The organism is Haemophilus parahaemolyticus (assembly GCF_002015035.1).
Taxonomy (GTDB): Bacteria; Pseudomonadota; Gammaproteobacteria; order Enterobacterales; family Pasteurellaceae; genus Haemophilus_A; species Haemophilus_A parahaemolyticus.
In genome coordinates, this window is record NZ_MUXY01000003.1 from 70002 (window position 1) to 95576 (window position 25575).

The 25575-nt window shown below is 38.5% G+C and carries 25 protein-coding genes; 9 read left to right on the forward strand and 16 right to left on the reverse strand.

Annotated features, from left to right (window positions below; genetic code table 11):
- The first annotated feature begins 59 nt into the window (after positions 1-59).
- From B0185_RS04725 to B0185_RS04740, 4 genes are all read left to right on the forward strand, one after another.
- Entirely contained in the window at positions 60-614 is a 555-nt protein-coding gene (locus B0185_RS04725) for a UPF0149 family protein (protein WP_370447473.1), read from the forward strand.
- 21 nt (positions 615-635) lie between these two features.
- Positions 636-1700 (forward strand): uroporphyrinogen decarboxylase, encoded by a 1065-nt coding sequence (gene hemE, locus B0185_RS04730; RefSeq protein WP_005706782.1) that lies wholly within the window; start codon positions 636-638, stop codon positions 1698-1700.
- Between the two features lie 76 nt (positions 1701-1776).
- Positions 1777-2367: a YjaG family protein gene (locus B0185_RS04735; RefSeq protein ID WP_005706819.1), complete on the forward strand. Its 591-nt coding sequence runs from the start codon at positions 1777-1779 to the stop codon at positions 2365-2367.
- 128 nt (positions 2368-2495) lie between these two features.
- On the forward strand, positions 2496-2771 hold the full coding sequence (locus B0185_RS04740) for an HU family DNA-binding protein (RefSeq protein ID WP_005706777.1): 276 nt from the start codon (positions 2496-2498) through the stop codon (positions 2769-2771).
- 82 nt (positions 2772-2853) lie between these two features.
- Here the strand turns inward: B0185_RS04740 and B0185_RS04745 are convergent, their stop codons facing one another.
- The 10 genes from B0185_RS04745 to dusA form a co-directional block, all read right to left on the reverse strand.
- On the reverse strand, positions 2854-3507 hold the full coding sequence (locus B0185_RS04745) for a hypothetical protein (protein ID WP_005706867.1): 654 nt from the start codon (positions 3505-3507) through the stop codon (positions 2854-2856).
- A gap of 62 nt (positions 3508-3569) precedes the next feature.
- Entirely contained in the window at positions 3570-4238 is a 669-nt protein-coding gene (locus tag B0185_RS04750) for a hypothetical protein (protein ID WP_005706810.1), read from the reverse strand.
- A 116-nt stretch (positions 4239-4354) separates the two neighbouring features.
- Complete coding sequence (rapZ, locus tag B0185_RS04755) at positions 4355-5212, reverse strand: RNase adapter RapZ (RefSeq protein WP_005706843.1); 858 nt, start codon at positions 5210-5212, stop codon at positions 4355-4357.
- 14 nt (positions 5213-5226) lie between these two features.
- Complete coding sequence (locus tag B0185_RS04760; protein ID WP_005706821.1) at positions 5227-5736, reverse strand: PTS sugar transporter subunit IIA; 510 nt, start codon at positions 5734-5736, stop codon at positions 5227-5229.
- 45 nt (positions 5737-5781) lie between these two features.
- Positions 5782-6507: an LPS export ABC transporter ATP-binding protein gene (gene lptB / locus B0185_RS04765; RefSeq protein WP_005706837.1), complete on the reverse strand. Its 726-nt coding sequence runs from the start codon at positions 6505-6507 to the stop codon at positions 5782-5784.
- A gap of 7 nt (positions 6508-6514) precedes the next feature.
- The gene (lptA, locus tag B0185_RS04770; protein WP_005706872.1) at positions 6515-7018 is read right to left on the reverse strand and encodes a lipopolysaccharide transport periplasmic protein LptA; all 504 of its coding nucleotides are present in this window, start codon (positions 7016-7018) and stop codon (positions 6515-6517) included.
- The gene (lptC, locus tag B0185_RS04775) at positions 7015-7617 is read right to left on the reverse strand and encodes an LPS export ABC transporter periplasmic protein LptC (RefSeq protein ID WP_005706861.1); all 603 of its coding nucleotides are present in this window, start codon (positions 7615-7617) and stop codon (positions 7015-7017) included. The genes lptA and lptC overlap by 4 nt, the downstream gene beginning before the upstream one ends.
- Positions 7618-7775: 158 nt before the next feature.
- A complete protein-coding gene (ppc, locus tag B0185_RS04780; RefSeq protein WP_005706869.1) occupies positions 7776-10412 on the reverse strand; it encodes a phosphoenolpyruvate carboxylase in 2637 nt (878 codons plus the stop codon).
- Positions 10413-10579: 167 nt separating this feature from the next.
- Positions 10580-11797: an aromatic amino acid transport family protein gene (locus B0185_RS04785; protein ID WP_005706789.1), complete on the reverse strand. Its 1218-nt coding sequence runs from the start codon at positions 11795-11797 to the stop codon at positions 10580-10582.
- A 124-nt stretch (positions 11798-11921) separates the two neighbouring features.
- The gene (dusA, locus tag B0185_RS04790) at positions 11922-12887 is read right to left on the reverse strand and encodes a tRNA dihydrouridine(20/20a) synthase DusA (RefSeq protein ID WP_005706840.1); all 966 of its coding nucleotides are present in this window, start codon (positions 12885-12887) and stop codon (positions 11922-11924) included.
- 374 nt (positions 12888-13261) lie between these two features.
- Here dusA and B0185_RS04795 point away from each other — a divergent pair, with 374 nt between their 5' ends.
- Positions 13262-14242, forward strand: coding sequence for a ribonucleotide-diphosphate reductase subunit beta (locus B0185_RS04795; protein WP_039863308.1), 981 nt, complete (start codon positions 13262-13264; stop codon positions 14240-14242).
- Positions 14229-15893 (forward strand): ribonucleoside-diphosphate reductase subunit alpha, encoded by a 1665-nt coding sequence (locus tag B0185_RS04800; RefSeq protein ID WP_005706798.1) that lies wholly within the window; start codon positions 14229-14231, stop codon positions 15891-15893. Before B0185_RS04795 ends, B0185_RS04800 begins: the two co-directional genes overlap by 14 nt.
- Positions 15894-15955: 62 nt before the next feature.
- On the opposite strand, the gene B0185_RS04805 is transcribed toward B0185_RS04800, so the two are convergent.
- The 5 genes from B0185_RS04805 to B0185_RS04825 form a co-directional block, all read right to left on the reverse strand.
- Complete coding sequence (locus tag B0185_RS04805; RefSeq protein ID WP_005706805.1) at positions 15956-16900, reverse strand: bile acid:sodium symporter family protein; 945 nt, start codon at positions 16898-16900, stop codon at positions 15956-15958.
- A 122-nt stretch (positions 16901-17022) separates the two neighbouring features.
- The gene (locus B0185_RS04810; protein ID WP_005706900.1) at positions 17023-17637 is read right to left on the reverse strand and encodes a LysE family translocator; all 615 of its coding nucleotides are present in this window, start codon (positions 17635-17637) and stop codon (positions 17023-17025) included.
- The gene (gene rarD, locus B0185_RS04815; protein ID WP_005706895.1) at positions 17634-18506 is read right to left on the reverse strand and encodes an EamA family transporter RarD; all 873 of its coding nucleotides are present in this window, start codon (positions 18504-18506) and stop codon (positions 17634-17636) included. The genes B0185_RS04810 and rarD (B0185_RS04815) overlap by 4 nt, the downstream gene beginning before the upstream one ends.
- On the reverse strand, positions 18506-19408 hold the full coding sequence (rarD, locus tag B0185_RS04820) for an EamA family transporter RarD (RefSeq protein WP_005706791.1): 903 nt from the start codon (positions 19406-19408) through the stop codon (positions 18506-18508). Before rarD (B0185_RS04820) ends, rarD (B0185_RS04815) begins: the two co-directional genes overlap by 1 nt.
- Before the next feature lie 67 nt (positions 19409-19475).
- Entirely contained in the window at positions 19476-20693 is a 1218-nt protein-coding gene (locus B0185_RS04825) for a pyridoxal phosphate-dependent aminotransferase (protein WP_005706803.1), read from the reverse strand.
- 137 nt (positions 20694-20830) lie between these two features.
- On the opposite strand from B0185_RS04825, the gene B0185_RS04830 reads away from it, so the two are divergent.
- Positions 20831-22093 carry an isochorismate synthase gene (locus tag B0185_RS04830; protein ID WP_005706912.1) on the forward strand — a complete coding sequence of 421 codons (1263 nt, stop codon included), beginning with the start codon at positions 20831-20833 and terminating at the stop codon, positions 22091-22093.
- On the opposite strand, the gene B0185_RS04835 is transcribed toward B0185_RS04830, so the two are convergent.
- The gene (locus tag B0185_RS04835; RefSeq protein WP_005706846.1) at positions 22094-23002 is read right to left on the reverse strand and encodes a LysO family transporter; all 909 of its coding nucleotides are present in this window, start codon (positions 23000-23002) and stop codon (positions 22094-22096) included. It lies immediately after the preceding gene.
- 112 nt (positions 23003-23114) lie between these two features.
- On the opposite strand from B0185_RS04835, the gene dinB reads away from it, so the two are divergent.
- Complete coding sequence (gene dinB / locus B0185_RS04840) at positions 23115-24194, forward strand: DNA polymerase IV (RefSeq protein WP_039863307.1); 1080 nt, start codon at positions 23115-23117, stop codon at positions 24192-24194.
- Positions 24195-24274: 80 nt separating this feature from the next.
- On the forward strand, positions 24275-25144 hold the full coding sequence (htpX, locus tag B0185_RS04845) for a protease HtpX (protein ID WP_005706829.1): 870 nt from the start codon (positions 24275-24277) through the stop codon (positions 25142-25144).
- The last annotated feature ends 431 nt before the right edge of the window (positions 25145-25575 follow it).

Genomic DNA, 25575 nt, shown 5'->3' on the forward strand with positions numbered 1-25575 from the left:
ATCCCTTATTTTATGTTTTTTTGCTATTATGCGAGCCTGATTGATCATCCTCTGATTTTATTAATATGACAATACAAGTAGAATTTAAACAACTCGTTGCCCAACTGCAAATTGAGCTTACACCTGCCGAATTTCACGGCTTTTTAAGTGGCTTAATTGTTGGCGGTGTTCAAGATGAATCTTGGAAAACATTAACCTACCAATTTACCAATGATGGGCTCGCATTTTCTCAAGCTCCTCTCAAAACATTGGAAAACTTTTATCAAGAATTGACCGCTAGTTATGCGGAAGCTAACACGCTTTTCAGCCTTTGGTTACCTGAAGATGAAAATGATGGCTTCGCTCTTGCTGACAGCATTGCGGAATGGACAAGCCACTTTATTTTGGGTTTAGGTTTAGCACAACCCAAATTAAGCGAAGAAAAAGATGAAGTAGGCGAAGCAATTGATGATTTAGAAGAGATCTCACGCCTTGGCTACCAAGATGATGACAAAAACGAAGAACTCATCGAAGCGGGCGAAGAAGTCGTCGAATATTTACGCGTGCTGGCTCTTTTCTTGCACAGCAATTTCGCATTAAATGTCACACCTGCAAACAAAGCTCAACTGCACTAATTTTGAAGAATAAGGATAATTATGACTCAGCTTAAAAATGATCGTTATTTAAAAGCCCTATTACGCGAACCTGTGGATATGACGCCCGTTTGGATGATGCGTCAAGCAGGGCGTTATTTGCCAGAATATAAAGCAACCCGTGCACAAGCAGGCGATTTTATGTCGCTTTGTCGCAATGCTGATTTAGCTTGTGAAGTGACTTTGCAACCTTTACGCCGCTATGCACTAGATGCAGCGATTTTATTTTCAGATATTTTGACCATTCCTGATGCAATGGGCTTAGGTTTAAGTTTTGGTGCAGGCGAAGGTCCTAAATTTGCTCGCCCAATTGAGAATAAAATCCAAGTGGATAACTTGCCCATTCCCGATCCTGAAGGTGAATTACAATATGTAATGAATGCAGTTCGCACCATTCGCCATGAATTAAAAGGCGAAGTACCGTTAATCGGTTTCTCTGGCAGCCCATGGACTTTAGCGACTTATATGGTCGAAGGCGGTTCAAGCAAGGCATTCACTAAAATTAAAAAAATGATGTATGCCGATCCGCAGATTTTACACGCATTATTAGACAAACTTGCAGACAGCGTCATTCTTTATTTAAATGCACAGATCAAAGCGGGTGCACAAGCGGTCATGGTGTTCGACACTTGGGGCGGCGTGTTGGCTCACGAAGAATACAAAACCTTCTCATTGCAATATATGCAAAAAATCGTGGAAGGCTTAATTCGTGAAAATGAAGGCAGAAAAGTACCTGTTACACTTTTCACCAAAGGCGGGGGCTTATGGCTTGAAGCGATTGCAGAAACAGGTTGCGATGCAGTTGGTTTAGACTGGACAGTCGATATTCGTGAGGCGAAAAAACGCGTAGGGCACAAAGTAGCACTGCAAGGCAATATGGATCCGAGCGTATTATATGCTCCAGCTGCACGCATTGAGCAAGAAGTTAAAAACATTCTTGCAGGTTTTGGCGAAGGCTCTGGTCACGTATTCAATCTAGGGCACGGCATTCACCAAGATGTTCCAACCGAAAGCCCGAAAGTGTTTGTAAACGCTATTCACGAGTTTTCGAAGCAATATCATAAATAATTAGCTGCAAGCGGTGGAGTGTTGTAAAACTTTTACGAATTCGACTGCTTTATCATTAACTATCGCGAGGAATTATATGCGAAACCCCATTCACAAACGTATGGAACGCTTTGAACCTTGGCAACACCTGACCTTTATGGCGTGTTTGTGCGAAAGAATGTATCCGAATTTCCAAATGTTCTGCCATGTAGCTGAACAAGAAGAGAATACGAAGCTCTATCAGAATATCTTAAATCTTGTCTGGGAGCATCTCACTGTTAAGGGAGCGAAAATCAACTTTGATAATCAGCTCGAAAAATTAGAAAACATCATCCCAGATGTGAACGAATATGAATTTTTCGGCGTGCTTCCTGCCCAAGATGCGTGCGAAGCACTTTCTGAATTGCTACACAGCATCATTGCTGGTGCAACACTTGAACAAGCGATTCGCATTAGCCAAATCTCGCTTGGCACAGTGGCAAGCTATTTAGAGATGCAAAATGAACGAGAATTAAGCGAAGTAGAGCTAAAAAATTCAGAAGAAATTCAAGAAGAATTAGACGTACAATGGCAAATTTACCGCCTTCTCAATGAATGCGAAGAGCGCGATGTTGCCTTGATTTTAGACCTTAAAAATGAGATCAGAAGTGCGGGAATAAGCAATATTGGTGTGATTTTTAACCAGTAGAATTATTTTTCAATAAAAAATAATATTTGCCTATTTGAGAAATTTGAACTTTGAATTAAGCTACACCAAGTTATATCAACCCTTTCGGCGATTTTCGCCATAACTAAACAATCTTTGAGGATTAAACTATGAACAAAAGTGAATTAATTGATGCTATCGCAGCAAAAGCAAACTTAAGCAAAAAAGATGCTAAAGCAGCTTTAGAAGCAACGTTAGAAGCCGTATCTGAAAGCTTAAAAGCTGGTGATGCTGTTCAATTAATCGGCTTCGGTACATTCAAAGTAAACAAGCGTGCAGCACGTATTGGTCGTAACCCAAGTACTGGCGAAGAGATCCAAATCGCGGAAGCTAAAATCCCAGCTTTCGTTGCAGGCAAGGCATTAAAAGATTTAGTGAAACAGTAATAGAAAATTGCCATTAAAAAACGTTCTAAACCTTATATGATAAGCATAAGGTTTAGACCGTTTTGATGTCTTTTATGCCAGATTATTTTTGTTCTTCTTTAAAAGGTTGTGATTTAGATTCAGCATTTTGTTCTGGCACAATTTCATACTTCTTTATCAATTCTTCTTCTAGTGTCTTACCTTCTTTTGCTACTTGATCTAATTTTGCCTGTAATTCACTAAAGATTTTATGTGACTCTTCCGTTGGTTGGTGAACTACTTTTTCTCCTTCTGTCATCAATTGTATGCCCAATGATAAAGCTTCTAAAGATTTTTCTTTAAGCTGTTTTACTTTCTCATCAGCAATTTGCAAAGTATCTGCACTTTGTTTAATGACATTAGCTTGAGCTAATAACGCTCTATTCATTGCATCACGCAATAATTTTTCATCTTTCGCTTTGTCGCCTAGTTTTTCTACTTCAGTGGTAATCACATTTTCGATACCTTGTTCTTGAGCTTTTTGCCATTCACGGAATTTTTTGTAATCTTCCGCTCCAGTGTCTACTGCTTCCGCAGATTTCTCCTCAGCTTTCACTTCCGCTTTTTCTTGATTGCTTGACGCAGTTTCTTGTTCCGTTTTTGTTTGGGCTGCTGGTGCTGTGTTTGCAACATTAGCTGTTGTTTCTGTAGGTTGATCACAAGCGGTTAAAAGTACAGATAATAATGCAATCGCACTTAATGTTTTTAATTTAGTCATATTAACCTCAAAAAAATGGCTAGCGAAACACTAGCCATTGTTATTATTGTTTGAATCTAAAATTATTCGCCGAAAGTTTGTTGTAATTCAGCTTGTAATTGTTGTAACACATTGCCTTCTTGGATAAGTTTCTGTGTTTTCTCTGCTAATGCATTTTGTGATTCAGGCGTTGGCTGAGACATTACTTTTACAGAATCTGCTACGATTGAACTAGATAAAGTTAAAACTTCTTTAGTTTTTGCTTTAAATGCAGCAACTAATGGGCTTTTGACTTCTACGGCATCTAAAGTTTTTACTGTTTCATCTACAGTTTTTATAAATTCAACTAATGCTGTTTCTACTTTTTGGGGGTCATTTGTTGCTAATTCAGTTTGAAGTTTTTGTTGAGCTGCATTTGCTGCTTGCTCTTGTGCTTTGTTCCAATCTAAGATTTTTTGTAAATCTGCTTTACCTTGAGCTAACTCTTCTGCACTTAATTGCACCGCTGGTTTTGCGGTTTCAGTTTGAGCAGGTGATTGAGCTTGTGCTGCTGGTGTTGTGGTTTCAGCTTGAGCAGGTGATTGAGCTTGTGCTGCTGGTGTTGTGGTTTCAGCTTGAGCAGGTGCTTGAGTTTGTGCTGCTGGTGTTACTTCTGCTTTTGGTGCTTCAGAGGCTTTATCAGCTGGTTTATCACAAGCGGTTAAAAATAATGCAAATAATGCTGTTGCACTGATTTTAGTAAATTTAGTCATTTAAGTTTCCTTTGTCTAAAATAAATATCCCTCAATAGAGAGGTTTCTATATTGTACGCTGTATAGACCGACTTTCAAAACAAATGTTCCGTAAAGTCTTGTATATTTATGTAAATTTAAGCTTTTTTGTGATGTTTTTCTAAACTACGATGGCGAATTTGCACTTTTTTGCCTTTCGCTTGGAAATATTTGGCGAGCTGTTCGGTCACAAAAACAGAACGGTGTTTGCCTCCCGTACAACCAATTGCAATAGTTAAATAACTTCGGTTGTTTTTTTCAAGCTGAGGCAACCACTTTTCTAAATAGTTACGTGTATGATAGATAAATTGGTGCACCTCTGTTTGTCGCTCTAAAAAATCAATTACAGGTTGCTCTAGTCCTGTCATTGGACGCAGATCTGGATTCCAATGCGGGTTAGGTAAGAAACGCACATCAAACACATAGTCAGCATCAGCTGGCAAGCCATATTTAAAGCCGAAAGATTCAAACACGATATTTAGCTCTTTCTCTTGATGCCCTTGTAACAGTGTTCTTAAATTTTCTGCCAGTTCGTGTGAAGAAAGGTGGGAGGTATCAATAATGTAATTGGCTTGTTGAAGCAATGGTTCAAGTAAGCGTTCTTCCAAATCAATCGCACTTTCGAGAGATAAATCTTGGCTAGAAAGCGGATGTAATCGGCGAGAATCACTGTAACGGCGAATAAGCATGCTCCGTTCGCAATCTAAGAATAACAATTTTACGTGATAAGGTGAAAGCTGGGCAAATAGTTCATCTAAAACTTTTGCATCTTCTGGTAAATTTCGGACATCAAGACTAACCACCGCTGATTCTTTTGACTTAGAGAGATATTCTGCTAATTGAGGGATTAACGGAAGCGGAATATTATCCACGCAGTAATATCCAACATCTTCTAATGCACGTAATGCAACCGATTTACCCGAGCCTGAACGCCCACTAATAATGATAAGTTCCATAATCCCCCTACCAACTACTCTTCTGTTTCTGATTGTCTATCAATATATGCCAAAATCTGCCAGATTTCATCTGTCGATTGTGTTGCTCTGAGCTGTTTGGCTAATGTTTTATCGCTAAGTTTTTGGGCAATTTGCTGCAAACAGCCTTTGTATTTTTCACAACAGCCTTCAGGAAACATCATGGCATAAACCAAATCAACCTCTTTATTGTCACTGGCTTCATAATCAATCGGTTGTTCTAATTTAAAAAAGAGAGCAATGGGTTGATTAAGTTCAGCACAATCAGATGGTAATTTTGCGTGTGGTAATGCAATACCATTACCGATGCTAGTGCAGCCTAATTTTTCACGTTTGAACAAATTTTCAAAACAGATAACAGGGCATACCTCTTTTTCATTGAGACGGTATTCTAACTGGATAGATTCAGCAACTGTTTTGCCCACTAACTCTAATAAGCGTTTTTTACTTGAAACGACCACATCATGATAAATATGATCTGGGGTTAAAAATTCTGTTAATTGCATAATAAAAGTGCCATTGAAATTCAATGGCATTTGTTATTGGAAGGATTAAAGTTTAAACTGATCACCTAAGTAAACTTCTTTTACTTTTGGATTTTCAAGCACTTGGCTTGGTGTACCTGTCGCAATCATCTCACCACTACCGACAATATAAGCACGCTCACATACATCAAGTGTTTCACGTACGTTGTGATCGGTAATCAACACGCCTAACCCACGTTCTTTTAGATTGACGATAATTTTTTTTATATCAATAACCGAGATTGGATCCACCCCTGCGAAAGGTTCATCTAACAAGATAAATTGCGGATTAGCCGCCAGTGCACGAGCAATCTCCACGCGACGGCGTTCCCCCCCTGAGAGCGCTTGTCCAAGGCTGTTGCGGATATGCTCAATATGAAATTCTGAAATTAACTCATCAGCACGTTCACGGCGCTGTTTATCATTCAGATCTTTACGCACTTGCAACACTGCCATCAAGTTATCATATACACTTAAACGGCGGAAAATGGAGGCTTCTTGCGGAAGATAGCCGATCCCTTGTTTTGCACGATCGTGCATAGGTAGCGAGCTAATATCTTCGTGATCAATACGAATTGTACCGTTATCATGGCGAACTAAGCCCACCACCATATAGAATGAAGTAGTTTTACCCGCCCCATTCGGACCAAGTAATCCTACAATTTCACCCGTATTTACGTGAAAGCTCACATCTTTCACTACCTTACGATTTTTATAGCTTTTCGCCAAATGTTCTGCATAGAGCGTTGCCATAACTTTCCTATTTTTTATTCTGATTTAACTGATTGGGAATAAGTACCGTTTTCACGCGTGTTTTTCCACCGCTTGTTGCTTTAAGCTGCTGTTTTTTTACATCATAAGTGATTAATGGCGCCTTAATAAAGCTATCTAATTGCTTCAATTCCGCATCACCCGTTAAAGTTAAAAATTCACTATTCAAATCATATTTTACGCTTGAACCTTTCCCATTTACAGGTTTACCATCATCCAGAGTTTGCTGGAAAGTAACAGGCGAACCTACTGCATCTAATGTCTCTTTTTTACCTTCTTGACGAACGATTGTCACTTTATTCGCTTTCACAATAATTGAACCTTGTGTAATGGTAACACCATCAGCAAAAACGACCGTGTTTGTATTCATATCTAATGATTGACTACCTGAATCAATGTTAATCGGTTGGTCAGTATCATTTTTTAGTGCCTGAGCTGATAAACTCACGCCTAATAAAGCGGTTAAAATTGTTGTTTTTATTGCAAATTTCATTGTTTGTCCTTCTCTTGCTCATTTGCTGCCTTAATTACCGTCGGCTCAATATAGCTTTTCACATCTTTTAGCAAGGTTGCCACTTGCTGTTTTAAATTTCCTTTCAACCCTATACCGCTAGTAGTAAAACCTAAGCCTTGTGATTTAACTTCACTGTCAGTAAACACATCTTGCGTAGTTAAATTAACTGAAAGATGATCCGTTTCAATACGTTGTAATTTTGAAGTTGGCTCAAGTGCTTGCAATGTTACATTACCTGAAAGAGTTAAAATTCTCTCTGCATTGATTTCTGCGTGATCTGCACTCAATTTCCACTGCTTTAAAGCGGTCAATTTATCAAATAAATTAACTAACGGGTTTGTAAATTCGGTTTTTTCGCTCTCTTCATAACGCTTGATTTCTTCCGCTTCAGCGTAATATTCTGGTTTGCCTTCTAAATCAAACACCGACGTAGACATTCGATTACCTGTGTAATCTGGCATTCCCTCTTTTTTAATCAGATTATCTAGTCCGTTTGTCTCGTCTTTGGCTTGATATTGCATCCAGCCTAGCAAGGTAGCCACAATCACCAATAGCAGGGCAGTTATTCGTTTATTCATATCCCATACCTATAAATTTAACGCTAAATCATAACATAATTTTGATATTCATAGAGAAAGTTAGTTCAGGGATTTTGTAAATTTTGTAAAAAAATAAACCGCTTGTAAATTTTTTAATACTTACAAGCGGTTAGTTTTCACGGTAGTTTTACTAAACTCTAACCTGTATTTCGCATTCCTGCTGCAATCCCCGTGATAGTAATCATCAAGGCTTGTTCAAGCTCTGGATCTGGGTTCTCCGTTTGGCGTAAACGGGCAAGCAACTCAACTTGTAATAAGTTAAGTGGGTCAGTGTACACATTACGTAAGGCGATAGAATCGGCAATCCAAGGTAAATCACCCATTAACTGACCATCGCTTGATAAAGCAAGGATGGTTTGAATATCCTCACTCAATTGCGTACGGAGATTTTGCCCTAGGCGTTGCAACTCTTTAGCGACTAAGCGTTGATCATAATATTCTGCCAACCATAAATCTGCTTTGGAGAACACCATCTCAAGCATACCGATACGGGTTGAGAAGAAAGGCCACTCTTTACTCATCTCTTTAAGCGTTGTTTCATCACCTGCTTCAATCATTTTACGCAATGCAGCTCCCGCACCAAGCCATGCTGGTAGCATTAAGCGGTTTTGCATCCACGCAAAGATCCAAGGAATAGCACGTAAACTCTCCACGCCACCATTTGGATTACGTTTTGAAGGGCGTGAACCTAGCGGTAATTTCGCCAACTCTTGTTCTGGCGTTGCAGAACGGAAATATGGCACAAAATCAGGTTCGCCACGCACCACGCTGCGATAAATTTCACATGAAATTTCTGAGCCTTTATCCATTACATCACGCCAGCTCTGTTTGGGCTCTGGCGGCGGAAGTAAGTTCGCTTCTAACACCGCACTCGCGTATAAATTCAAGGTATCAACAGCCACTTCCGGCAAGCCAAGTTTAAAGCGAATCATCTCACCCTGTTCTGTTACACGTAAGCCCGATTTCAATGAGCGAGGCGGTTGTGATAAAAGTGCTGCGTGAGCAGGTGCACCGCCACGACCAACCGTACCACCACGACCGTGGAATAAAACGAGCTCAATATTATGTTTTTCTGCCAAGTTCACTAAGGCTTCTTGTGAGCGATATTGTGCCCAAGAAGCGGCTAACATTCCCGCATCTTTTGCAGAATCGGAATAGCCGATCATTACCATTTGGTAGTTATTGATAATGCCGCGATACCAGCCGATATTGAACAAATCGGTCATTACTTTTTCACTGTGATCTAAGTCATCCAATGTTTCGAATAGCGGGGCAACGGGAATCGTATATTTACAGCCTGCTTCTTTGAGTAATAAATGCACTGCTAACACATCCGATGCTTCACGAGCCATAGAGATCACATAAGCCGAAATCACGCCTTCTGGCTGCTCAGCGACAACTTTGCAAGTGTCTAAAATTTCTTGCGTTTCTGGGCTTGGCGTCCAATTAGTTGGAATAAGCGGGCGGCGTGAGCTTAATTCACGCACTAAAAACGCCTGTTTATCATTTTCAGTCCATTGTGAATAGTCGCCTAAGCCAATATAGCGGGTGATTTCTGCAATTGCCATTTCATGACGGGTACTCTCTTGGCGAATATCTAAGCGAGAAAGACTTAAACCAAAGCAGCGAATGCGACGTAAGCAATCTAGTAAACCACCGTTTGCGATGATACTCATTCCGCAAGCGTGTAACGATTGGTAGCAATCGAAAAGCGGTTCCCAAAGCTCTTCGTCATTAAATAACACTTCATCTTTTCTGATGGTAACGGGTTTACCTTCAATTAACTCGCCAAAGTAAGTTAAAGTATTTTGTAATTTGCTACGTAAGCCTTTTACCACCACACGGTATGGCTCGATATGATCGCCATATTTTTCACGGAATTCAGGCGTGCAGTGCACCACTGAAAGCTCTTCAGCTAAATTACTAATATCGCGTAAGAAAAGATCTGCGGCTTTCCAACGGTTCATATAGAAAACTTTGCGAGTTACTTCAGAGGTCACAAACGGATTGCCATCGCGGTCGCCACCCATCCAGGAAGAGAAACGCACAGGGACAAGTGCTACATCGTGTTGCACGCCAAAATGTTTTTCTAATTGGAAATTCAACTCGCGGCAGAAGTCTGGCACAGCAGTCCAAAGGCTATTTTCAATAATAGCCATTCCCCATTTAGCTTCATCAATTGGAGTTGGACGAGCGGCACGAATTTCATTGGTATGCCACGCGAGTGCAATTAACTGCATCAAACGGCGTTGTAGGCGGAATTTTTCGCCCTCGGTTAAATCATCGTGCTCTAATTGTTCTAAACATTTATTGATCTCAACATGTTTATGCACTAAAGAACGGCGTGTTACTTCGGTTGGGTGAGCGGTTAAAACAAGCTCAACCAGTAATTTTTCAACGGTTTGAATGACTAACTCAACAGGCGTATTTTGTGCTTTCAAGCGGGCGAAAAGTGCACCTAGAGCACGATTACCTAAGGTTTCATCATAATCATGTCGAGAGATCGTTTGATATTGTTCTGCAATATTGGTGAGGTTTAAGAATTGGCTAAAAGCTCGTGCCACAGGCAAGACATTTTCTGTCGAAATATGAGCAAGTTTATTCAGCAACTGCTCGCGGGCTTGTTCATCACCACTACGAGATTTTTTTGAAAGCTGACGAATGCTCTCAATGAGATCTAAAATTTCGCTTCCTTGTGCTTCTCGAATGGTTTCTCCTAAAAATTCGCCCAACATATGAATGTTTTGACGCACGCCAGAATGAGGTTGGCTCATAATGTTTCCTCTTTAGATTTTAAAAATTAACTGAAAATAGATATATCGAATTTGAGTTAAAATTTCAACCTAGAATTTTTTTATTTATGAAAAAAATAATAAAATACGAATTTTATTCTGGAAATAAAAAAACGTAGAGCATATCACTCTACGTTTAACTTACATAATTAACCTGCAACAGACGGTAAAATTCCAGCTTGCATTAAGAATGGAATGACCATAATAATCACGCCCATAATCAACGCAATCACTAACGCGGTATTCCCACCTGCAACACGATATGGTAGATTTGGGTGCAATTGACGAGCACGCCATGCCAAGCCGATTGGAAGCACTAATCCGTAGAAAGCAAAGAGTAAACCTGCATAGCCTAAGGCTGCGATAAAACCATTTGGATAGAACAATGCAAACGCAAGCGGTGGAATAAAGGTTAATGGTGTCAAAATCAAGCGATTGTTTGGCAATTGTACGCGTTTTAATAAGTCGCCCACACCTTCAAAAATCCCCATTGCTACTCCTAAGAATGAGGTAATTAATGCTAATGTGGAGAAAATTCGTACCATTTCACCTAACACGGTGTTGCCCGTGATTTGACTTGTTGCTTTCACTAAGCCGTTTAAGGTTGCATCTTGTTTTAATAATGTCGCAAACTCATTTTGGCTCAACACCCCGTGCGTTGCCAATTGCCATAATAGATAGGCTGAGAGTGGGATAATGGTTCCGATTAACACCGCAACACGGATTTTTTTGATGTCTGCTTCTAAATAGCTGTTGATGCTCCCCATAATCACATGGAAACCAAACGACGTGAAGAAGATAGGAATTGCAGAAATCACTAATAAATTATCTAACGGCACGGAGGTGAGGTTTTCTAATTTAGCTTTTGGAAGCATCATCATCAATACGCCAATGAATGCTACAATTTTTCCTATAAAGAGTATACGGGTTAGGCCATCGACACCTTTAATCCCAATAACAACAAAAGTACCAAGAATAAAGGTAAAAATTAAAATCCCGAGTTTTAATGCATTATCTGCCCCTAAATTTTCAGGCAATACCCCTGAAACCAATGAGCCACCACCCGTAATATAGGCAGCTAATAAGGCATAAAGTAAAATTAATAAGCTAGCGGTGGCAAGTACACGCCCTGTGATACCAAAATATTGCTCGGCAAGCGTTGCTACGCCGACATCTTGCTGTTTAGCTGTTTGGTATACTTCCATAAAAAGCAAGCCTGTATAGGTAAGTAATAACCATAAACCAATGAGTAAGACGAGCGTCATGCCAAAGCCCATTCCTGCAGAAGTAAGCGGCATCGCTAACATTCCCGCGCCAATGGTCGTGCCTGCAATCATTAAGGCACTGCCCAAAATTTTATTTTTCATAAGATCTCCTGTATATAAGAAGTTTGCATTCTAGCAAATCTAAAAGTATTCATTTAAAGCGATGGTTGTTTTCTATGCTAAATTTCATTATTTGTAGCGATACAAGCAGTGTTTTTTATCTATTTTAGACAAATTTTAATGCATCTTCTACAATTGACACATTCGCCCCTGGTTTACACGCATTTTCACTTAAATGGCGACGCCACTGTCTTGCACCTTTGCAATTTTGGAATGCTCCAAGAATATGACGAACGATATGATTAAGGTAAACCCCTTTCGCTAATTCCTGTTCGATATAAGGCAACATCTTTTCCACTGCTTCTCGGGCAGTAACAAGCGGTCGATTTTCGCCAAAAATTTGCGAGTCAATTTCTCCCAATAATGAAGGATTTTGATAAGCCTCGCGCCCCACCATCACACCATCAACGAATTGAAGATGATGTTTAATTTCTTCAATGGTCTTAATACCACCATTGATAGAGATGTTGAGATGTGAAAAATCACGCTTGAGCTGATAAACGCGTTCATAATCAAGTGGTGGAATTTCTCGATTTTCTTTCGGGCTTAAGCCAGAAAGCCATGCTTTACGAGCGTGCACGATAAAATCGTTCGAATAAGGTTGCACTTTTTCAATGAAATCGCAGAGAAATTCGTAGCTGTCTAAATCATCAATTCCGATGCGATGTTTAACCGTCACAGGGATTTGGACTGCATCTTGCATTGCTTTAATGCAGTCTGCAACTAAATCGGCTTTACCCATCAAACAAGCGCCAAACATGCCATTTTGTACGCGATCAGACGGGCAACCTACATTTAAATTCACTTCCGCATAACCGCGTTCTTCTACCAATTTTGCACAATGTGCCAGCTGTTTTGGATCGCTTCCGCCTAATTGCAATGCTACTGGGTTTTCAGCAGGATTGTACTCCAACAGATCATATTTGGCATGAATGATTGCTGGAGCGGTGATCATTTCGGTATAAAGCAAAGCGTGTTGGCTAAATTGGCGATGAAAATAACGGCAATGACGCGTAGTCCAATCTAGCATAGGGGCAACAGAAAATCGCCCTGAATAAAAATTTTTCTGCATAGTTTTATAAATTGAAAGGGATTAAATTTTCTGAGAGTTTTGCAAAAGAGTTCAGAAATATAACCGCTAGTGATAAGGATGAAATATGGCAAGATAATACTATAAATCAAAGCGCTTTGCTTTAATTTTCTGGTAAAAAAGAAAGATATACACAAGATATCCATAAGCAAAACAACACAATATATTGTGCTTTTATAACACTGAAGCACAATATATAGAACAAAATCGTCTAAAAGATTTTCTCTTTATAAATCAATAAACTAGTAAAGGAGGAGTAGAAAATGTGCTCAAAAGCATTTTGTCAAGACTTGTTCTTACCAAAGAAATTCCCTAGAATTCGCCCTCAATTTCAACAAGGAAACATAGGGCAAAGTATGAAAAGACGTAATCTTTTTGAAAAACGCTTGAACATCAAACCATACGAATATCCTGAGCTACTTGAGTTTAAAGATGCTATTCGTCACTCATATTGGCTACACACCGAATTCAATTTTACAGGTGATATTCAAGATTATCGCACAACCATTAGCGACCACGAACGCCACGTTTTAACACGTGCAATGCTGGCGATTTCACAGGTAGAAGTGAATGTAAAACGTTTCTGGGGTGAGCTCTATCATTATTTTCCAAAACCTGAAATGGATGATGTGGGGGGGACTTTTGCTGAATCAGAGGTTCGCCACAAAGATGCTTATTCATTTTTGCTTGAAAAATTAGGCTTAAATGAGATGTTTAGCCAAATTCAAGAGATTGAGCCGTTAATGAACCGCATCCGCTACATGGAAGCCTTTATGAAAGATAAAGATGCAGGCAAAGGCGAGTTTGTACTTTCTTTAGTGCTTTTCTCTTTATTCGTTGAACATATTTCATTATTTGGTCAATTCTTGATTATGATGTCTTTCAATAAGTATAAAAACTTATTCAAGGGGATTTCAAATGCGGTTGAAGCAACTTCTAAAGAAGAAGAGATTCATGGTAAATTTGGTATTGCATTATATGAAATTTTACGTGATGAACATTCAGAATTATTTACAGATGAATTCTTCGTTGAATTAAAAACCTTAGCAGATCAAGCATTTGATGCAGAAAAAGACATTTTAGATTGGATTTTTGAAGACGGTGATTTGAGCTTTATTAGCAAAGAAACTGTGCTCAATTACATTAAAAGCCGTTGTAACAATTCATTGATGATATTAGGTTTAGAACCACCACACGACATCAATCCTGAATTGTTAAAAGAAACAGAGTGGTTTGATATTGAGATTCTTTCAACCAAAGAAACGGATTTCTTTAACAAACGTAGTACCGATTATAGTAAAAAAATGAAACAGATTACCGCAGATGATTTATTCTAGTTCCCGTCCCGATTTTGCTTGGCTAAACAAAGATAGCCGTTTATTTTTAGAACGTGGTTATTTACTTGAAGGAACAACCGCTTTAGACCGTATCCGTTATATTGCTGAACACGCTGAAAGAAAATTAGGTATTGAAGGTTATGCGGATAAATTCTTCCACTATATGGCTCGTGGTTATTTCTCACTTTCATCGCCAATTTGGTCAAACTTTGGCTTAGACCGTGGTTTACCAATTTCTTGTTTTGGTAGTTATATTGGGGATTCTATCCACGAAATTATGGAAACTACTGCAGAAGTGGGGATGATGAGTAAAATCGGTGGCGGTACATCAGGCTATTTTGGCGATATTCGTCCACGTGGTTCATCAATCAGAAACAACGGTAAATCAGATGGCTCATTTAATTTCAGTAAGTTATTTGACACCGTTATCGATGTAATTTCTCAAGGGACTTCCCGTAAAGGTCAATTCGCAGGCTATATTGATATTGAACACGGCGATATTAATGAATGGTTAGACATTCATACTGAAGGTAATCCAATTCAGTTAATGTATTATGGTGTTTGCGTAGGGCACGAATGGTTAGAGTCAATGAAAGCTGGCGATCCATATAAACGCCAGCTTTGGGCAAAATTACTGCAACGTAAAACCGAAACGGGTATTCCATATCTATTCTTTAAAGACAATGCGAATGCAGGTCTCCCAGACGTTTATAAAGATAAAAATATGACCGTACATGCTTCAAACTTGTGTACGGAGATTATGTTGCCATCAAGCTCTGATGAGAGCTTTGTATGCTGCTTATCTTCAATGAACCTGCTCTATTTTGATGAGTGGAAAGATACCGATGCACCAGAAGTATTAACCTACTTCTTAGATGTAGTAATGAGTGAATTTATTGAGAAAAGTAATGAAATTCCATTCTTGCATCGTGCAAATAAATTTGCTCGTCGCCACCGTGCATTAGGTTTAGGGGTATTAGGCTGGCACAGTTATTTACAAGCGAACAACATTGCGTTTGATAGCTTCCAAGCGATGCAAAAAAATAATGAAATTTTCCGTACCTTACAGGAAAAAACATTAAAAGCGTCAAAAGAATTAGCACAACGTTTTGGTGAGCCTGAAATCTTAAAAGGCTACGGACGCCGTAATACCACATTGATGTCAATAGCACCAACTAAATCAAGTAGCTTTATTTTAGGTAGCGTATCGCCATCGGTTGAACCATTTAAATCGAACTACTATGTAAAAGATTTGGCTAAAATCAAAACCATTTACAAAAACCCATTCTTAGAGAAATTACTCAAAGAAAAAGGTTTAGATAACGAAGAAATTTGGGAATCTATCTTACATAACGACGGTTCTGTGCAACATTTGGCACAACTAACTGATGAAGAGAAAGAAATATTCAAAACCTTTTCTGAAATCAGTCAATTAAGTGTAATTCAACAAGCAGCACAACGCCAAAAATATATCGATCAAGGTCAGAGTATTAATATTATGGTGCATCCTGCAACACCTGCAAAAGATTTGAACCAGTTATACTTAACCGCAGAAGAGTTAGGTTTAAAATCAATTTACTATCAATACTCAATGAGTGCAGCACAAGTGTTTAACCGCAACTTATTAAGTTGTTCAAGTTGTGAAGGCTAATCCTAGAAATGAAAAAAGCAACTGTGTTTTTAGGTAAACACAGTTGCTACAATACACAAATTTTATTTATTCGTTTTATGATTGTCCTTCATATTCGAGAAAATATTTGCTAAAACTGGACCTGAAACGTTGTGCCAGAAACTAAATAAAGCACTTGGTACAGCAGCTATTGGATTAAAATGTGCAGCGGCTAATGCGGCACCCAATCCTGAATTTTGCATTCCTACCTCAATGGCAATAGCTTTGCTATCGACTACATTTAATTTGAATAATTTTGCAGAAAAGAAACCAATTAAATAGCCTAAACAGTTGTGCAACACTACTACACTGAAAATCAACAAGCCTGATTCTACAATTTTATCTTTACTTACCGCAACCACAGCAGCCAAAATTAATACAATTGAAATAACGGAAACTAACGGCATGGTTTGGCTTGCTTGTTCAATTACTTTCTTAAATAATGCACGCACAACTAGTCCCAAGAAGATTGGGAAAAGCACCATTTTTAATACGGATAAGAACATTGCAGATGCATCAATATCTAACCATTGGCTAGCAAGAACGTAGAAGATTGTAGGCGTTAATAATGGTGAAAGCAACGTAGAAATCGTTGTACAAGCAACTGAAAGAGCCGTATTTCCTTTTGCAAGATACGTCATTACATTTGAAGAGGTGCCGCCAGGACAAGAACCGACTAAAATAACCCCAACGGCTAAATCAGGCGGTAAGTCAAAGGCTTTAGCAAGAACAAAAGCGATTGAAGGCATAATAACAAATTGTCCAACTACGCCAATAAAGACAGATTTTGGATGCTTTGCTACTTCGCCGAAATCATTAAAGGTAAGCGTAATCCCCATACCAAACATAACTAAACCTAATAGGTAAGGAATATAAGGTGCGAAGATTTTAAATTCAGAAGGGAAATAGAAAGCAAGAACAGCAAAAACAATTGCCCAGAGTGCAAAAGTTTTACTAACAAATTGTGTAAGTTTAAGAAGAGTTTGCATATAAAGTCCTATTCATTATTAAAAAATTAAGAAAGGTTCTGATTTTAGAGCGGATTATCCTACTTGTCTATCTCCACGATAAAAAATCAGAAACTACCAAACCACACTCATTTATTTTATCTTTACAATCCGATCTTCATTGCTAACCCAACAAAAATGGTGCCACAAATTTTATTTAACCCGCTGCCAATTGTTTGATTATTTCTTAATAAACAACCCAATGGGGAGGCTGCTATCACTAATATGATGCACCAAACGGTACTTGTGCCGAGTAAAGTGAAGCCCAGTAATAAAAACGGTAAAAAGGTATTTTCTAAGTTTGAGGTAACAAATTGTGGCAATAATGCCAAGAAGAATAACACCACTTTAGGATTTAATATGTTAGTAATCACGCCTTGACGATAAATTTTACCGAGTGGTAATTTGTCTAAATTTGGATTATCAATGACCAAAGGTTCACGCCACATTTTGATGCCTAAGTAAAGCAAATAAGCTGCACCTGCATATTTTAGAATGGCAAATAGCATTGTGGAGTGAGCAACCACGCCCGCCAAACCTAAGGAAACGGCTAACACGTGAAATAGCATTCCCGTTTGAATACCGAGAGCGGAAACTATGCCCGATTTTTTGCCTTCCGCAATGGTGCGGGTAATAATATAAATGGTATCCGATCCAGGAGTAAGATTTAATAAAATACAAGCGGTTAAAAATCCCCAATAATTTACAATATCATTCATCGTTTTAATCTTCCTTGTCTGAAATTATCAATAGTTAATAATGTAATTGAAATGGCTAAACAGATCATTAATATATAAGATTTCGAATCTAAACTTTCGCCAATAATAAATGAAATAGCAAGCATAACTAAAGGCTCCATATAACCTAATAGCCCCAATACATTCACAGGCAATAGATTACTAGAAGCAATATAAAAAATAAAGGCTATACCATTTACCAATCCAAATAGAGCAAGAATCGCATAAAGATAATGATTTTCCATTAAAATTAGCTGCATATTTGTTTGAGAAATAAAATATAACGCAAAGGGGGTAACTAACAATAATTCAACAAAAAATGTGGCAAGATTATTAATATTAAAATAGCGACGTAATGTAATATAAAGAGGATAACCAATACCTGCAACAAGTGTTGCCCAAGAAAAAGAGCCAGTTAAAATAATATTCGTGCTTACGCCAATAATTGCAAAAATTAAAGAAAGCCACTTTAATAAAGTAAAATGTTCTTTAAACACGATTTTACCTAATGCTACAGCAACGATAGGTAACAATAAATAGCCAATAGACACAGGAATAGCCTGACCATTATTAGGAGCCCACATAAAAAGCCAAAGTTGTACACCTATGTTTAGTGCAAGTAATAATAAAATAAAGATAAGCGGTGGATTTTCCTTTATTTTTTGCCAAAGTTGTTTAAAATTTTGTATCTGTTTAAATAATAAAATCGCCAGTAAAATAAATGGAATCAATACAATAATACGAAAACCAAACATACTTTCGCCATTTAACGGACGCAATAAAATTGCAAAATAATACCCTAAACCAAATAAAAAATTAGCGGTGATACAAAAAAACATGCCTTTTAACATTACTTTACCTTCATTTGTGCTTTATATTTTCGATGGCTACAGCGAACAGCCTGAATACCGTCTAATATTAATAATAAAACGGCAATTAATAAGCAGGACATTAAAATATAAGCATCGGGATTTAATTTTTCACCAATTAAAAATGAGATGAGTAACATCACACACGGTTCAACATAACCCAATAAGCCTAATAAATTAAAAGGTAAAATAGTGCTTGCCAACGTATAAGAAATTAAAGCTGCCCCGCTAATAATGCCTAATAAAGCAATAAAAATATAAATATGTGGATTCACCTGTTGCACTGTTTGAATGTCGGTTTTAGAAATAAAATAAATTGCCACAGGAATTAAAAATGCAATTTCAAATACAAAACTGTGTAAATGACTTAAGCCAAATTTTCGGCGTAAATAAAAATAAATTGGATAACCCGTACAAACAAACACGCTTTCTAAAGAGAGTTTCCCCGCTAACATAATGTTACTTACCACGCCAATAAAGGCAAAAATAATTGCCAGCCATTTATTTCTTGAAAGTGGTTCTTTATAAACGATTTTGCCAAAAGCAACCATAACAATAGGCATTAATAAATAGCCTATGGAAACTTCAATCGCTTTCCCGCTATTTGGTGCCCATAAAAATAGCCACATTTGCCCGCCAACAATCGTCGAGGTGGTAAGAATCAACAGAAATAATTTTGGCTCACGTTTTAATCGTTGTAGAAATAAACTAAATTCATCCCACTTTTTAAATAATAATAAAGCCAAAAATAAGCAAGGAAGCGTTAACACCATACGAATACCGAAGATGCTTTCTCCTGCAAGTGGTTTTAAGTGAATAGCTAAATAATATAAACAACCAAATAAAAAAGAGGCTGTTAAAGAAAAGAGGACGCCTTTTAACATAAAGAATGGATAAATGAGAAAATTTATCCTCCCCCATTTACGGAAGGAGGAAGCAAAAGGATAAAAATTAATCTTGTTTATAAGTTTTTAAGAATTTCGCTAATCGTCCAAGTGCTTCTTCAAGCTGATGGACATAAGGCAGAGTTACCACACGGAAATGATCTGGTTTATGCCAGTTAAAGCCAGAACCTTGCACCAGTAACACTTTTTCTGCTTGAAGCAAATCGTAGATAAATTTCGCATCGTCTTTAATGCCATACATCTCGGTGTCTATTTTCGGGAACATATACATCGCCCCTTTTGGCTTCACGCAGGTAATACCTGGAATTTGTATCAATAACTCCCACGCTTTGTTGCGTTGTTCGAGTAAACGTCCACCAGGGAGGATAAATTCATTGATGCTTTGATAGCCGCCCAGTGCGGTTTGGATCGCATGTTGCATTGGTGTATTTGCACACAAACGCATTGAAGCCAACATATCCAAACCCTCAATAAAGCCTTTCGCTTGGTTTTTGGGACCGTTCAACACCATCCAACCTTGGCGGAAACCTGCCACGCGGTAAGCTTTGGATAAACCGTTGTAAGTGACTGTCAACACATCAGGTGCAAGAGCTGCGATATGGTGATGAACTGCACCATCGTATAAGATTTTTTCGTAGATTTCATCAGCAAAAATAATCAATCCATGTTGGCGTGCCAGTTCAGCAATTTCTAACAAAATCGCACGGCTATACACCGCACCCGTTGGGTTGTTTGGGTTGATGATCAAAATTCCTTTGGTACGTGGGCTGATTTTTGCTTTGATATCTTCAATATCAGGGAACCACTCGTTCTCTTCATCGCAAAGGTAATGCACCGCTTTCCCGCCTGCTAGCGTTGCTGCTGCCGTCCAAAGTGGATAATCAGGCATTGGAATAAGGATCTCATCACCTTCATTCAAGAGTGCTTGCATTGACATCGTAATCAGTTCTGACACACCATTACCGATATATACATCATTCACGTCCATTCCACGCATACCTTTTGATTGGTAATACTGCACAATCGCTTTACGTGCAGAATACAAGCCTTTAGAATCACAATAACCTTGTGCGGTTGGTAGGTTACGAATAACGTCTACTAAAATCTCATCAGGGGCTTCAAACCCAAATGGAGCAGGGTTGCCGATGTTGAGTTTGAGAATTTTATTGCCCTCTTCTTCTAATCGAAGAGCCTCTTTGTGAATAGGACCGCGAATATCGTAGCGAACCTGTGCTAATTTATCTGATTTTGGAAAACGTTCCATAATGCTTCCTGTGTTGTGTTTGGATTTAAAACGGATTTTTGAACTTTACTCTGATTTTTAAGGAAAAAAAAGAGGATTTGAGCTAAAATAAACATCTTTTTTACAAATAGCGGTTTGATTTTCTGAAAATTTTGCGTATGTCAGTTTTTACTCAATTAGAACAACAACTTAGCGAGCAACTTTCACAGCTGCAATCAACTCAAGGATGGATTCAACTGACGGCAGAAGTCAATTTATCTGTAGAAGAATCCTTGTTATTAGGCTGGCTAAAATCGCAAAATCAGCATTTCCCACACTTTTTCTTTGAAAAGCGAGATGAAAATCAAACGATTGCTACTATTGGGGCAGTAAAAACTTTTTCTTCGTTAGAAGAGGCACAAGTCTTTGTACAATCTACCTCACTTTCGCTCGTCGGAGGCATTCAATTTGAAGGTATTTGCCAATTTGTCTTACCACGCTTGATGCTAGTAAAAAATTCGCAAAATTTGACCGCTTACCTGACATTAAACCTAAGCGAGCAAGCGGTTGATTTTACTGAATTTTTTACCGAGCTAAATTCAACTTCTCCTGTTAAAAACTATCAAATATCAGCACCTCAATCTGCTTGCACATTTGAACAATGGGAAATGAATATTGAACGAGCTATTACCCAAATCAGCATGGGCGATTTGCGTAAGGTCGTGTTAGCGAACGCCATTCAACTTACCTTTGAAAATCTCATTTCTGCTTATGATTTAGTTGAACAAAGCAGAGCAATTAACCTTGGTTGCTACCATTTTTTATGGGCAGAAAATGCACAGAATGCTTTTGTGGGCTCAACGCCTGAGCGTTTATATTATCGCAAGGGCAATCAACTTTTTACTGAAGCTTTGGCGGGAACAGTTGCCGTTTCTGATAACCCAATCGAAACCGAGCAAAACGCCCAATGGTTGTTAAAAGATGCTAAGAATATCTACGAGAATCAGCTTGTGGTGGAAGATATTGAGGAGCATTTGAATGCTTATGTGGAGGCATTTGAGGTACATCTACCTGAAATCAAACGTTTACATAATGTGCAACATTTAAGAAGACGGATTGAGGCAACCTTAAAAGCCGATGTGCTCGATCAAGATTGCTTACGACAGATTCACCCCACCGCAGCTGTTGCAGGCTTACCGCGAGCTAAGGCGAAACAATTTATTGCCCAAAATGAACCTTTTAAACGTGGTTGGTATGCGGGGACATTAGGTATTTTCAACCCGCAAGAAGCCGAATTTTGCGTTACCCTTCGTTCAGCCAAAATTGAATATAATCAGATCACTCTTTATGCAGGGGCGGGCATTGTTAAGGAATCAGAGCCTGTTTCTGAGTGGCAAGAAATTGAGAGAAAATCGCAAGCATTGTCTAAATTATTAGGTTAATCACGCCAACCCAATAAAAATCGCTAATAACAATGGTGCAGCAAGATTTACGATAAAACCAAAGCTAATTGCAAGCGGTACAACTTGCATTCCGCCCGATTTTTGAATAATAGGCAAAGTACAATCTAATGAGGTTGCACCGCCTAATCCAACTGCAGTGGATGGGAAATTCCGCATAAAAAATGGGATCATAAAGAGACATAAAATTTCACGCGAAAGATCATTGAAAAAGGCGATACTTCCATAAAAAGCCCCCCACGCATCGTGCATCAAAACACTTGAGAGAGAATACCAACCAAAAGCAGAAGCGTAAGCAAGCCCTTTCATTACAGAGAAATCAAGCCACCAAGCAGCAATCACACCTCCAATCAAACTACTCACCATAAAGATAATTGAGGCTTGGATACCTCGCTTATTCAAAAAAACTTCTCGCAATGGAATACCGCTATTTCTGAGTTGAATGCCCACGCCTAAAATCATTACTACCAGCACAACAGAACTTGCGTGCGAAGGAAATACAAAGAAATCTTTGGTGAAAAAGCCAAATAGCCCACCGAGAATAGTCACCCCGATCAATTTTAACGACATCATTAATTGTGCTAACCGAGAAGGCATTTCATCTTGTGCAACAACTTTGCGAGCCATTGGCTGCCATTTATCATAAATCACAAGGCTTAAGATGTTGCAGGTATGAATAGAAAGGCTAAATACCAATGCTGCTGAGCCAATTTGTGGGAGTTTTTCGACAATATTATCCAACTGCCCAAGCGAAACACCGATGACGAGCAAAATCAAATAGAGGCAAAGGCTGACAATGCGATTGACCCAATACAAAATCATTGGGTGAGAAATGCGAGAAAAATAACCTAAAAAGAGAGGGATGAGCACAATCGACAAGCCGTATAACATTATTTTATGCCTTGGACAATGAATTATTGTGGAAATTTTACCAGTATTTAGCTAAAATAAAACTGGTTTTATATCCATTTGTAAGCGGTGTGTTTTGAAAAAAATTTTACAAATGACGGCAGAGCAAAAAACGAGAAAAATTATCCATATTGATATGGATTGCTTCTATGCCGCCGTTGAAATACGGGAAAATCCTCTGTTAAAAGGTAAGCCCGTTGCGGTGGGTGGCAAAGCAAATCAGCGAGGTGTGCTCACCACTTGTAATTATGAAGCTCGAAAATTTGGCTTGCATAGTGCAATGCCAACGGCAACCGCCTTAAAACTTTGCCCAGGCCTAATTTTGCTGCCTGTTAATATGCCGTTGTATAAATCGGTTTCTGCTCAAATTCATCAGATTTTTCGCCGTTACACACAAATTATCGAACCGCTTTCATTGGATGAAGCCTATTTGGATGTAACCGATTGTGAACAACATTCTGGCTCTGCAACTTGGATTGCGGAAAATATCCGCCAAGCAATTTGGAATGAATTGCACCTTACAGCTTCAGCAGGTGTCGCTCCGCTTAAATTTTTGGCAAAAATTGCTTCCGATCAGAATAAACCAAACGGTCAATTTGTGATTCCGCCTGAAGAGGTGCAAAATTTTGTTAAAAATCTACCGCTAAAAAAAATCCCTGGTGTGGGTAAAGTCACTCAAGAGAAGCTCGCACAAATGGGCTTGCTCACTTGCCAAGATGTTCAACAAAGCTCGCAAACGGTGATTTATCAAGAGTTTGGTAAATTTGGACAACGCCTGTGGGATTTCTGCCACGGCATTGATATTCGTGAAGTGGAGATTGATCGCCCGCGTAAATCCCTTGCAGTGGAAAATACGCTTTTGCAAGATATCAATACACTCGCACAGGCAGAACTGATTATCGATGAACTTTATCACAAGCTGCTTTTCCGAATTCAACGTAATTGGGCAGATACACCTCTGCATGAATTTAAAAAACTGGGCATCAAACTAAAATTTGAAGACTTCAACCAAACAACGATTGAACGCACCACAGAGGGGCTTGAATTTGAACGATTTAAAGAATTACTACATCAAGTTTGGACACGCAGAAATGAGCGTAATATTCGTTTAATTGGCTTAAATGTACATTTTCCAAGCAGAAAAATTACAAATCAGTTAAATTTATGGGAATAAATGTTGTCTGATAGCTTGAATTCTCACACATTTCCCTCATTATAGGGAGAATTTTCTTACCTTTATTTGGAGTTTAATCAATGGCAAAACGTGTCATTCTCTTTTTATTAACCAACCTTGCGATTACCTTCGTATTAGGGATTGTGTTAAACATTATTTTTAAAGTAACGGGTATTCAAAGCCAGAGTACCGCAGGCATTTTGGTGTTATCGCTTGTGTTTGGTTTTTCAGGTTCTTTAATCTCCCTGTTCTTATCAAAAACAATGGCATTACGTTCAGTAGGGGCGGAAGTAATTCAACAACCTCGCAACCAAGCAGAACAATGGCTGTTCAACACCGTTCAACGCCAATCTCAACAAGCGGGCATTCCAATGCCAGATATTGCGATTTACCACTCTGCTGACGTAAATGCATTTGCAACGGGGGCAACTAAAAATAACTCGCTTGTCGCAGTAAGTACAGGTTTGTTGGACAATATGACCGAAGATGAAGCAGAAGCAGTTGTTGCTCACGAAATTGCCCACATTACGAACGGTGATATGGTAACAATGACTTTATTACAAGGTGTGTTAAATACCTTTGTGATTTTCCTTTCTCGTATGATTTCAACTGCAGTGGCAAGTACCAAAGATGAAAATGGTAATTCAAGCACAAACACAATGGTGTTCTGGATTACAGATATTGTTTTACAAATGGTATTTGGTGTGATTGCAACCATGATTGCAATGTGGTTCTCTCGCTACCGTGAATACCGTGCGGATGCGGGCTCCGCTAAATTAGTAGGCAAAGAAAAAATGATTATGGCATTACAACGTTTACAACGTGTTCATGAACCGCAAGAAATGGAAGGTTCATTAGCAGCATTTATGATTAATGGTGTACGTTCAAAAGAATTGTTTATGAGTCACCCTCCACTTGAAAAACGTATTGAAGCGTTGAGAAATTTATAAACTAAAAGGGCAGTTCTACATAATATCAAATTGCCTTTAGCATGCTGAAATAAATATCGAAAATACGCCGTCATAATAGATAAAACAGTTGCTAATGTTTATTTTTCAAAATATTAGCAACTATTTTTATTTAGAAAATCCTTTATAAACATAACCTGATATCTTTTAGTTCATTCGTTGTGATTATTTAATTGGTGCTTAAGATGCTTAAATAATCCCTCAAGTCTATTTTCGTCCTTTCAATTTTTATTTCGGCATGATTTTCGAAGATAAAATTCATTTTTGAACTCTCTAGCAATATTTTTGCAATTATTTTTAACTTTTTACTCGCTTGTGATTGATGTTTTTTCCTTAACTTTCTCATCACGATGGCTATCATATGAAACTGGCACACCTGCACTGGTGCATTAAAAAGATCTTTTATTAGACCT